The sequence below is a fragment of the Streptomyces sp. YS-3 genome, assembly GCF_045257485.1.
Lineage (GTDB): Bacteria > Actinomycetota > Actinomycetes > Streptomycetales > Streptomycetaceae > Streptomyces.
The window spans coordinates 1-10,000 of record NZ_JBJHPC010000255.1; the positions used below are offsets into that span (position 1 = coordinate 1).

Sequence of the window (10,000 nt, forward strand, 5' to 3'; positions counted from 1 at the left end):
CTCCGGGGCGCCCGGCCGCGCCGGCCGTCTCGCGGTGCTCTCACCGGACGGGGTGCGCTGGACCTACGCCGAACTCCTCGCCACCGTCTCCCGCATCGCGCATGTGCTCACCGAGGACATGGGCCTGGTGCCCGGCAACCGTGTGCTGCTGCGGGGCGCCAACACTCCCATGCTGGTGGCGATCTGGCTCGCCGTGGTGCGCGCCGGCGGAGTGGTGGTGGCCACGATGCCGCTGCTGCGCGCCAAGGAACTCGCGTACGTCATCGACAAGGCACGCATCACGCACGCCCTGTGCGAGTCCGCCCTCGGCGCCGAGCTGGCGGCGGCGCGCACGGACGGGAGCGGGCCGCGGACGATGTACTACGGTGGCGGCGCGCGGGACGACACCGAACAGGATGCGGACACCGGCCTCGAAGAGGCCATGGCCCGGCACTCCGCCCGGTTCACCCCTGCCGACACCGCCGCCACCGATCCCTGCCTGATCGCCTTCACCTCCGGCACCACGGGGATGCCGAAGGCGACCGTGCACTCCCACCGCGACGTGATGGCGGTGTGCCGTTCCTTCCCCCAGCACGTGCTGCGGGCCACCGGCGACGACCGGTTCATCGGCACCCCCTCCCTGGCGTTCACCTACGGCCTCGGCGGGCTGCTGCTCTTCCCCCTGCACATCGGCGCCTCCGTCGTGCTGCTCGACCGCGCCTCACCGCGTCAACTGGCCAGCGCGATCGACGAGTTCCGTGCCACCGTCTGCTTCAGCGGTCCGACGGCGTACCGGGCGATGTGCGTGGACCCGGCCCCGTACGGGCTGGCCTCGCTGCGCGAGTGCGTATCGGCGGGCGAGCCGCTGCCGCCGGTCACCCGCAAGATGTGGAAGCAGCGCACCGGCCATGACCTGATCGACGGGCTGGGCTCCACCGAGATGCTGCACATCTTCATCGCGATGCGCGGCGACGAGGCCGCGACCCGGCCCGGCGCGCTGGGGCGACCGGTGCCCGGCTACCTCGCCGCGGTCGTCGACGACGCCGGGCGCCCGCTGCCGTACGGCGAGGTCGGCGCACTGGCCGTCAAGGGGCCCACGGGCTGCCGCTATCTCGACGACGCACGCCAGGCGGACTACGTACGCAACGGCTGGAACCTCACCGGCGACGCCTGCTGGGCCGACAAGGACGGCTATCTCCACTACCACGCCCGCCTCGACGACATGATCGTGTCGGCCGGGTACAACATCTCGCCCGTCGAGGTCGAAGCCACCCTGCTGGCCCATCCGGCCGTCCAGGAGTGCGCGGCGGTCGCCGCGCCCGACGACGAGCGCGGCGCGGTGGTACAGGCCCATGTCGTGCCGGCCGAGGGCCACACCCCCTCGCCCGAACTCGTCCTGGAACTCCAGCGGTTCGCGAAAGCCGAGATGGCGCCCTACAAGTATCCGCGCCTCATCACGTTCTGCGCCGAACTCCCCCGGGCCGGCACCGGCAAGATCCAGCGTTTCCGTCTGCGCGGCTCCGCCGACGGCGGCTCCGTCCCGTCGGCAGAGCCGGAAGGAGCCCACGGTGACCCCGCCTCCGCCTGACGCCGGCCCGACCGGCTTCACCCAGCGCAAGCGTGTCTTCTTCCACCACTGCGATCCGGCGGGAATCGTCTTCTACCCGCAGTATCTGCTGCTCATCAACGAAGTGCTCCAGGACTGGTTCGAGACAGGGCTGGAGGTCGGCTACGCGGGGCTGTTCGCCGAGCGGCGGATCGGCATACCCACCGTCCGTCTCGAATGCGACTTCCTCGCGCCGAGCCGGCTCGGCGACGCGCTGGACATCACGCTCACCGTCGAACGCATCGGAAAGTCGTCGTTCGAGCTGCGCTACGAGTGCGCCGGGTCGCCGGGCCGGGACGTGCGGGCCCGCATCCGCGCGGTGCTGGTGACCACCTCGCTCGAAGGGCACGGCCCGATCCCCATTCCCCAGGACATCCGCACCGCGATGGAGCGATACACATGACGACCGACCGCAGGGACTCCGCCGCCGACCTCATCGGTCTGATCGAGACCGACGGGCTCGGCGCCGGCAACTTCTTCCGGCTGGCGGCTGCCGCGAGCGAGACGGCCGAGACGGTGATCGAGCTCGATCAGCCCTATCGCGCCCCCACCGGGGTCAGCCACGACAGACTCACCCTGTCGGCGCTCGACGAGCTCACCGACCGGGTGGCCGCCGGGTACCACGCCGACGGTATCCGCCCCAAGGACCCGGTGGCGGTCTACGTCGCCGAGAGCGTGCGCTATCTCGTGCACTACATCGCGCTGACGAAGATCGGTGCCATTCCGGTGTTCGTGAACAGTTCGCTGCCCTCGGAGACCGCGGCGCGGTTCGTCGAGCACGTCGGGGCGGCGGCCGTGGTCACCGACCCCGAGCGGCTCGCCGAGGACCGGTTGCCGATCGCGTACTACACCGAGGAGCCGTACGGCCGGGGCGCCTTCAAGCTCTTCACCCACGAGGACGACGACCCGGTGCTGATCGCCCACACCTCGGGAACCACCGGCATCCCCAAGGCCGTGCAGTTCAACCACAAGGGGTTCTTCTTCGGTGTCCGGCAGCAGATCCGGGCCGACCTCGGCACCCGTATCCTCTCGGCCCTGCCACAGAGCCACGCGTCCGCGATCTCGGTGCTGATGTCGGCGGTCGCCCGGCGTGCCACCACGCTGCTCGCGACCCGCCGCGGCCCCGAGGAGATCGCCCGCGCCATCCAGGACTTCCGCCCGCACCTGGTGGCGGGCTTCCCCAAGACCTTCGTCGATCTGTGCCGCGTCGATCTGGACGCCTACGACCTGTCCTCGGTCTCACGGTGGATGTCCACCGGCGACGCCAACCACGAACGGCACATACGCAAACTGGTGGCGCGCGGCAACCACGTCGACCGGGAGGGGAACCCGAGGGCGGGTTCCCTCTTCATCGACAACTTCGGCTCGTCCGAGTTCGGCTTCGCCATGTTCCGTACGGTGCACACGCCCACCAGCGACCGCTACCAGCGGTGCATCGGCCGTCCGTTCGCCTGGGTGGAGGTCGAGATCTTCGACGCGGACGACGAGCCCGTGGCGGACGGGACGGTGGGCCGCCTCGCCCTCAAATCGCCCACGATCACGGGTGGTTACTGGAACAACAGCTTACTCAGCGAGAAGAACCGGATCCAGGGCTACTGGCTCACCGGCGATCTCGCCTACCGCGGCGAGGACGGCCTCTACTACCACGTCGACCGGACCACGGACCGGATCACCACCGCGCAAGGCGTCCTCTACAGCGCCCAGACCGAGGAACTGATACTCCGCCACTTCCCCGACCTCGTGGACTGCTCGGTCGTCGGCGTCGACAGCGGTGACGGCGACGACCGCCAGGTGCCCGTGCTCAGCATCGACGTGCCGTCCTCCGAGGAGGAGCTCGCGGAGCTACGGTCCCGGGTCAACGCCCTGCTCGCGGAGCGTGGTTGGCCGCTGGTGGCGAAGGTCCTCGTCAAGGGTGCCGAGGAGCACGTGGGCGTCACGGGGAAGGCGCTGAAGCGCAGTATGCGCGTGGCCTTCGCGGACACCGAGGGCTGACGGCCCCGCCGGGCTTCTCCTCCGGCGAAGCCGCGGACCCTGCCCCGCTCACGGGCGGGCCGCCCCGTGGGGCGGGGTCAGCGGTCCCGCTCGGCGAACACCTCGCGGGCGCCGGCGATGGCGTTCAGCGCGGCGGGGAACCCGGCGTATCCGGCCATCTGCGTGATGACCTCGACGACCTCCTCGCGGGTACCGCCGACGTTGAGGAAGCCGTGGATGTGCACGCGCAGTTGCGGCGCCGCGGTGCCGAGGCCCGTGCACATGGCGATGGTGGCCAGCTCACGGGACTTGAGGTCGAGGCCGGGGCGGGAGTAGACGTCGCCGAACGCGAACTCGATGATGTAGCGCCCCAGGTCGGGGGCGATGTCCTGGAGGGAGGCGACGACGGCCTCCCCCGCGTGCCCGTCGACCTCGGCGAGCTTGGCGAGTCCCCGTTCGTACCGCCGCTCACCCTCGCCGGTGGCGACCGGCTCGTGGGCGAGGCCGGGGCGGTCACGGAAGGCCTCGCGCGCCACCGCGATGCCGTTGAGCGCTGCGGGCACCCCCGCGTACACGGCGGTGTGGATGAGCACCTCCACCACCTCGGCCGGGGTGACGCCCACGTTCAGCGCGCCGTCGATGTGGAAGCGCAGCTGGGGGGCGGCGTTGCCCATCGCGCACAGCGCGGCGACGGTGGCGAGCTCGCGCTGCTCCAGGGTGAGCCGGCCGTTCGCCAGGAGCTCCCCGTATCCGAAGGAGACGATCATCCGGCCGAGGTCGGGGGCGATGTCCGCGAGGCTGTCGAGCACGTCGGCCCGCTCGTGGCCGCTGACCTTCCGCAGCAGCGCGAGACCGCGCTCGTAGCGCTCGTCGGCGGGGCCGACGGCAGCGGCGGAAGGGGCGTGGGAGGCGGTTTCGGAGTTCTGTGCGCTGTTCATATGCACGAAACTAGAGCTTGGAGCGCACTCCAACGCAAGCGGCCCCCCTCGGCACGGTAATCGCCGCGGCCCGGCCTCGGTGCGCCGGGGTGACGCCGGCTCACAGACGAGGAAGAACAGTACATGGCAGACGAGATCCCTACGGGCGAGCGGTATGTGGAGCTGTGCCCACCCGCTCCGAGGACCACGGCCGGTACGGTCGAGGTGTGGGAGTTCTTCTGGTACGGGGACCCGCACTCGTACGCCATCGAGCCTTCCGTGCGCCGCTGGGCGGGGCGGCAGAGCGGGGTGACCTTCGTCCGCGTCCCGGCTCCCTTCGGCGGTCCGTGGGACGCGCACGCGCGGCTGCACTTCGCGCTGGAGGCGCTGGGGCATGCCGACACGGAGACGATGCGGGCGGTCCACGAGGCCGTCCAGCGCGAGGGGAGGCGCCTGGCCGAGCCGGACGAGCAGGCGGACTTCGTCGCCCGGCTGGGTGTCGACCGCACACGCTATCTGGCGGTCCTCGACTCCTTCGGGCTGAAGGGGCAGTTGGCCGCCGCGAAGGCGCAGGTGCGGAGGGCGGGCGTCCAGAGCGTCCCCGCCTTCCTCGTCAACGGCACCTACCGGACCGATCTCAGAACGGCGGGCAGCCCTGGGGAGCTGGTACGGGTGGTCGACGGGCTGGTGGCCATGGTGCGGGCCCGGTAGGCGCGCGCCCTGCCTGCCGCCACCGGGGCTCGGGAAGAGGGCCCGCCGTCCCCGGGAAGCCGGAAGCCGGCCGGTGACACCGTGCTCCCGCGTCGTTGCGGGGGTGTCACCGGCCGGCCCGGTCACGCGGTCACGCGGGGAGTTCACGCGTCTGGTGCACGCGAGGGTTCCCAGGCGTGCGGGCGTCACATGGGGTCGATTCCCCCACTGCCCATCTCGCTCGTCTGCCGGCTCTCCTCCTGCAGTCGACGCGCCTTCTCCTTCAGCCGGTCACGCTCGGCCGGGTCGCTGGCGCGCTCGGCGGCCTGCTCCAGCTGCTCCGCCTTCTGGCGCATCTGCCGGGCCCGGCCGCCGGTCTCGTCTGCAATGCTCATGATCACTCCTGGTTCTGGGGGGGGGAGCGGACGCCACCAGAGAATCAGCGTCGCGCGCAGCACGCATCCGGAACGGTCACACACCGTCATCACCGCAGGACACACCACTCGTCCGGCGTCGGGCGGGATGCCCGGCGGAGACGGGCGTGCTGTGCTGGCCGTGGGTGCGGGCCGCCACCGTGGCGGCGGCGGGGGACCGTGCCCCGTTTCGTGGAGGAGAGCCCATGGCGATTTTGATGCAGGTCGAGCTGCCGGGTGTGACGACGGACCAGTACGACGCCCTCCACGCCAAGCTCCGGGACCTGCCCGGCAACCCCTTCGAAGGGTGCCTGGCCCACATCTGCGTCCAGACGGGTGGGGGGTTGCAGATCACCGACCTGTGGGAGTCCGAGGAGGCCATGCGGAAGTTCATGTCGATCGTGACCCCGCTCGCGGCCGAGACCGACCTGCCCCAGGGCCCGGAGCCGAAGGTCTCGCGGGTGCACAACCACCAGGTGACGGCCGGGGCGTAGGGCTGCGGCGGCCCGTCGGGCCGTCCCGTCACAGCATGGCGAGGTGTGCCTCCACATACGGAACCGCCACCGACTCCGCCGGGTGGGCCGCGCCGAGCATCGGGTGGACGTTGACCTCGAACACCGCGCCGCCGTTCTCGACGGCGAGGTCGACGCCGCCGAAGCGCAGCCCCACGGCCTTGGTGGCGGCGACCGCCAGCTCGCACAGGTCGACGGGCAGGTCGTCCACCGGCATCGGGGTGCAGGCCGCGCCCTGGGCCTCGTTGCAGGGCGCGTCGGGACGGGCCTGGACGTGTTCGCACGCCTGCACCGCGCGTCCGTCGAGCACGGACACGCGGAACTGGTGGCGCTGCCCGGCGGCGTCGAAGTTGCGGGCGTCCCGCGAGATCAGCCAGTCCTGCCCGGTGTCGGCGAAGTGGGCCAGCGCCTGGAAGAGCTGCTCGTACGTGGTGATGTGCCGGACGTCGTCTCCGCAGGTGCCCAGGGCGGGCCGGGCCCAGACGTCCCGCCCCAGCCGGTCGAACGCCGCGGCGGCTGCGTCCACGCTCGGCCGCGTCAGGGTGACGGTCTCCATGTGCGGAATGCCGTGCAGGGCGAACCGGGCCGTCGTGAGGTTCTTGTCGGTGGCCGTCCGCCACGCGTCGGCGTCCGTCCCCAGGGAGACCGTTCCGTGGCGTGTCATCAGCCGCTGGAACGGCTCGAAGCGGCGGCGTTCGGGCGGCTGGACCTCGTAGACGAGCAGGATCGAGGGGGTGACCACCAGGTCCTCGGACGGCACTTCCAGGCGTACGGCGTGGTCCACCACCCGCGCCCGGCCGGATCCATCGGTCAGGAAGTGCCGCGCGTCGACCAGGACCGGTGGCCGTCCCGTCAGGAACTCGACCGCGGCGGCCAGGGCGGCGCGGCTGCCCTCCGTCGAACTGTGGTCGGTCATGAGAACGATCTCGCGGTCACTCATCCCGGCTTGGTCCCCTTGCCCCCCTCGCGCCCGGCCGGGACGCGGTGTGCGGCCGGTGCGAAGGATGAAGAACCTGCTGCGGTACGCGGACAGAAGTGCCCCCCGAATGTACGGAAGGGCTCGCCCGGGCCACAGTAGGCTTTCCGTCAACCTGGGAGCGGCCCGGCGCCCGCCCTCACCCCGCCCGGCCCGGGCCTGCCGGGCGGTCGGCGTTCGCTCCACCCCGTGTACGCCTCCGCCAGATAGGCGGAGCCGGCCGCGGAGCCGACCACCGCGGCCAGTTCGCCGAGCTGGCGGCGTACGTCGAAGTCGGTGGCGCCGGGGGTGCGGTGCAGCATCGTCGTCATCCAGTACGAGAAGTGCTGGGCGCGCCAGACGCGGTGCAGGGCGCGCGGCCCATAGGCGTCGAGGGCGGCGCGGTCGTGCTTGGTCAGCGCCGTCTCCACGGCCTCGGCGAGCAGCCGCACGTCGGCCAGCGCCAGGTTGAGGCCCTTGGCGCCGGTGGGCGGGACGGTGTGGGCGGCGTCGCCGGCCAGCAGCATGTTGCCGTAGCGCATGGGCTCGCACACGAAGCTGCGGAAGCGCAGGACCGAGCGGTCGGTGACCGGGCCTTCCTTGAGGGTGAAGCCGTCCGCGCCGCGCACCCGTTCCTGGAGTTCGGCCCAGATCCGGTCGTCCGTCCAGGCCGCCGGGTCCTCGTCGGGGTCGCACTGGAAGTACATGCGCTGCACGGACTCCGTACGCCGGCTGATGAGGGCGAAACCGCGTTCGGAGTGGGTGTAGACGAGTTCGGGGGCGCTGGGCGGGGCGTCGACGAGGATGCCGAACCAGGCGTAGGGGTATTCGCGGAAGAAGTGGGTGCGCTCCGCCTCGGGTACCGCGGTGCGGCACACCCCGCGCGAGCCGTCGGCGCCGACCAGGACGTCGCAGCGGATCTCCCGCGCCACCCCGTCGGCGTCGGTGAACAGGATGCCCGGGTGTTCGGAGGTGAGGTCGACGACCTCGGTGCCCCGGACGCCGAAGCGTACGTCTCCCCCGTCGCGTTCACGGGCGTCGGCGAGGTCGGTGAACACATCGGTCTGCGGGTAGAGCCATACGCTCTCCCCCACCAGGGCCTGGAAGTCGACGCGGTGGTTTTCGCCACCGAAGCGCAGCTCGATGCCGTCGTGCGGGCTGCCCTCGCGGCGCACCCGGTCGGACACCCCGGAGTCGGTCAGCAGCCGGACGTTGTCGGCCTCCAGGATGCCCGCGCGGCTGGTGCCCTCGATCTCGGCGCGGGTGCGGTGGTCGACCACCACCGAGTCGATCCCGGCGCGGGCGAGCAGGTGCGCGAGCATGAGTCCGGCCGGGCCCGCGCCGACTATGCCGACCGCGGTCCGGGTGAGGGTTTCCGCCATGACCCGTCCTTTCGTGTCGATGGGGGTGGGAAGGGGTGCCGTCGGCCGAAAAGGCGATCCGGTTGCCGGGAGGTCGGGGCCGTCCCCGTCCGCCGTCCCGCCCGGACGGCAGCGCGCCTCTCAGCCCTTGGCCAGGATGGCGTCGACCGTCTCCTCCAGTGTCTGGTCGGAGCTGTCGAACCACCGTCCCTCACCGGCGAGTTCAACGCGGAGCGCCGCGTCCAGGAACGACCAGTCGTCCGCCAGCACCTTGTCCCGCTCGGCGACCCGGCGGGAGACGACCTCGGCCGCCGGAGCCAGGACGGTCAGCCGCACCGGAAGACCCTTCAACTGCTCCAGGTAGAAGTCCAGATGGGCTCGCCGGACCACCACGTCGTCGATCACCGGAACGACACCCGCGGCATGGAGACTGCGCGCCAGCGCCGACGCGTTACGGGCCCTCAGCAGCAGTTGGCGGTCCGCCTCCGGGTCCGTCCGAGGCGAGGGCGGGCGCCCGCCCGCGACGATGAGGTCCTGGAGACGGTCGCCCTCGATGTGCGCGCCCAGGGGGAAGCGGCGGGCGAGCGCCGCCGACACCGAACTCTTCCCGGACCCCGGGATGCCGATGACGAGAAACACGTCGGAGGCGGGTTCCCTGTCGACGGTTCGGTCCTGGAAGAAGGTTTCCGGCATGCTCTCTCCGCTCGTCCGCCGCGATGTCCGGCCTACGGCCCGTACGACCGTCCGCATGGTACGCAGGCCGCCGGTCGACACACGGAGAATTTCTCCCGGGGCGGGCCTTGGTAGATGCTGACCGGTCAACCAGGCCCGTACGTGGCCGGTTTGGCGCGTGCCAACACGTACCCGCGATGGGCCAGCGCGCCCAGGGCAGCCCCCAGCAGCGGTGCCGTGAGGTAGGCCCACAGGGCGGTGGTGGTGCCCGAGACGGCCGCGGGGCCGAGCTGGCGGGCCGGGTTGGCCGACCCGCCGCTCACCGGACCGAGCAGCGCGATGATCAGGCCGACCACCAGCCCCACGGCGTACGGCATGGGCCGGGCGAGCCCGGGGTGGGCGACGAAGAAGCCGATCAGCAGGGCCACCGCCGTGAAGCTCGCCGCCTCCAGGACGAAGACGGCCAGGGAGGAGCGCCCGGGGGCCGGGCGGGCCAGTCCGTCGCTGAGAGCGGCGGACTGGAGCACCGGCCCCCACACCAGCCGGGCCAGCGCGGTCCCGGCCAGCCCACCGGCCAACTGCCCCACGGTGTACGGAAACACCGCGCGCGCCGGGAACGCGCGCATCAGCCACAAGGTCACACTCACGGCCGGGTTGAGGTGCGCGCCCGAGCGGCGGCCCGGCGGGCTCATGATCAGCCCCACCAGCAGCACCGCGACCAGGGCCCCGACCACGCCCAGCGCGAGACGCAGATCAGCGATGAAGACCGGCGAGCCGGGATCGAGCAGCCACCGCACCGTCGTGACCACCACGAACATCATGACCGCGGTGAGTGCGCACTCCACCGCGGCGCCCCGCCACGGCTCGCTTCCCGGTTCGTACCGCGGCGGCCCGCCCGCCACCACGGCCGGGGCCTCCCCCGCC

11 protein-coding genes are annotated in these 10,000 nt (G+C 71.9%); 5 read left to right on the forward strand and 6 right to left on the reverse strand.

The features are described from left to right. The 3 genes from ACJA3G_RS20725 to ACJA3G_RS20735 form a co-directional block, all read left to right on the forward strand. The coding region (locus ACJA3G_RS20725; protein ID WP_406554510.1) for an AMP-binding protein at positions 1-1,567 on the forward strand (1,567 nt) is incomplete at its 5' end. After that, positions 1,548-1,988: an acyl-CoA thioesterase gene (locus tag ACJA3G_RS20730; RefSeq protein WP_406554511.1), complete on the forward strand. Its 441-nt coding sequence runs from the start codon at positions 1,548-1,550 to the stop codon at positions 1,986-1,988. The genes ACJA3G_RS20725 and ACJA3G_RS20730, both read left to right, overlap by 20 nt. Beyond that, positions 1,985-3,577: a class I adenylate-forming enzyme family protein gene (locus ACJA3G_RS20735; protein WP_406554512.1), complete on the forward strand. Its 1,593-nt coding sequence runs from the start codon at positions 1,985-1,987 to the stop codon at positions 3,575-3,577. The genes ACJA3G_RS20730 and ACJA3G_RS20735 overlap by 4 nt, the downstream gene beginning before the upstream one ends. 77 nt (positions 3,578-3,654) lie before the next feature. Here ACJA3G_RS20735 and ACJA3G_RS20740 read toward each other — a convergent pair whose 3' ends face one another. Further along, a complete protein-coding gene (locus tag ACJA3G_RS20740; RefSeq protein WP_406554513.1) occupies positions 3,655-4,494 on the reverse strand; it encodes a carboxymuconolactone decarboxylase family protein in 840 nt (279 codons plus the stop codon). A 123-nt stretch (positions 4,495-4,617) separates the two neighbouring features. Here ACJA3G_RS20740 and ACJA3G_RS20745 point away from each other — a divergent pair, with 123 nt between their 5' ends. Next, complete coding sequence (locus tag ACJA3G_RS20745) at positions 4,618-5,184, forward strand: thiol:disulfide interchange protein DsbA/DsbL (RefSeq protein WP_406554514.1); 567 nt, start codon at positions 4,618-4,620, stop codon at positions 5,182-5,184. A gap of 185 nt (positions 5,185-5,369) precedes the next feature. Here the strand turns inward: ACJA3G_RS20745 and ACJA3G_RS20750 are convergent, their stop codons facing one another. Next, positions 5,370-5,558: a DUF6381 family protein gene (locus ACJA3G_RS20750; RefSeq protein ID WP_406554515.1), complete on the reverse strand. Its 189-nt coding sequence runs from the start codon at positions 5,556-5,558 to the stop codon at positions 5,370-5,372. Between the two features lie 224 nt (positions 5,559-5,782). On the opposite strand from ACJA3G_RS20750, the gene ACJA3G_RS20755 reads away from it, so the two are divergent. Next, complete coding sequence (locus ACJA3G_RS20755; RefSeq protein ID WP_406554516.1) at positions 5,783-6,070, forward strand: hypothetical protein; 288 nt, start codon at positions 5,783-5,785, stop codon at positions 6,068-6,070. Between the two features lie 28 nt (positions 6,071-6,098). Here ACJA3G_RS20755 and ACJA3G_RS20760 read toward each other — a convergent pair whose 3' ends face one another. The 4 genes from ACJA3G_RS20760 to ACJA3G_RS20775 form a co-directional block, all read right to left on the reverse strand. Then, on the reverse strand, positions 6,099-7,028 hold the full coding sequence (locus tag ACJA3G_RS20760) for a RimK family alpha-L-glutamate ligase (RefSeq protein ID WP_406554517.1): 930 nt from the start codon (positions 7,026-7,028) through the stop codon (positions 6,099-6,101). 146 nt (positions 7,029-7,174) lie between these two features. After that, positions 7,175-8,425, reverse strand: coding sequence for a 4-hydroxybenzoate 3-monooxygenase (locus ACJA3G_RS20765; protein WP_406554518.1), 1,251 nt, complete (start codon positions 8,423-8,425; stop codon positions 7,175-7,177). Between the two features lie 120 nt (positions 8,426-8,545). Then, positions 8,546-9,097, reverse strand: a complete 552-nt coding sequence (locus ACJA3G_RS20770; protein ID WP_406554519.1) for an AAA family ATPase — start codon at positions 9,095-9,097, stop codon at positions 8,546-8,548. 125 nt (positions 9,098-9,222) lie between these two features. Then, on the reverse strand, positions 9,223-10,000 hold a 778-nt coding region (locus ACJA3G_RS20775), incomplete at its 5' end, for an MIP/aquaporin family protein (RefSeq protein ID WP_406554520.1).

Excerpts from the sequence above, each read along its gene's own strand:
- ACJA3G_RS20740 (WP_406554513.1), bottom strand. The coding sequence starts at position 4,494 with ATGAACAGCGCACAGAACTCCGAAACCGCCTCCCACGCCCCTTCCGCC.
- ACJA3G_RS20735 (WP_406554512.1), top strand. The coding sequence starts at position 1,985 with ATGACGACCGACCGCAGGGACTCCGCCGCCGACCTCATCGGTCTGATC.
- ACJA3G_RS20755 (WP_406554516.1), top strand. The coding sequence starts at position 5,783 with ATGGCGATTTTGATGCAGGTCGAGCTGCCGGGTGTGACGACGGACCAG.
- ACJA3G_RS20750 (WP_406554515.1), bottom strand. The coding sequence starts at position 5,558 with ATGAGCATTGCAGACGAGACCGGCGGCCGGGCCCGGCAGATGCGCCAG.
- ACJA3G_RS20770 (WP_406554519.1), bottom strand. The coding sequence starts at position 9,097 with ATGCCGGAAACCTTCTTCCAGGACCGAACCGTCGACAGGGAACCCGCC.
- ACJA3G_RS20745 (WP_406554514.1), top strand. The coding sequence starts at position 4,618 with ATGGCAGACGAGATCCCTACGGGCGAGCGGTATGTGGAGCTGTGCCCA.
- ACJA3G_RS20760 (WP_406554517.1), bottom strand. The coding sequence starts at position 7,028 with ATGAGTGACCGCGAGATCGTTCTCATGACCGACCACAGTTCGACGGAG.
- ACJA3G_RS20765 (WP_406554518.1), bottom strand. The coding sequence starts at position 8,425 with ATGGCGGAAACCCTCACCCGGACCGCGGTCGGCATAGTCGGCGCGGGC.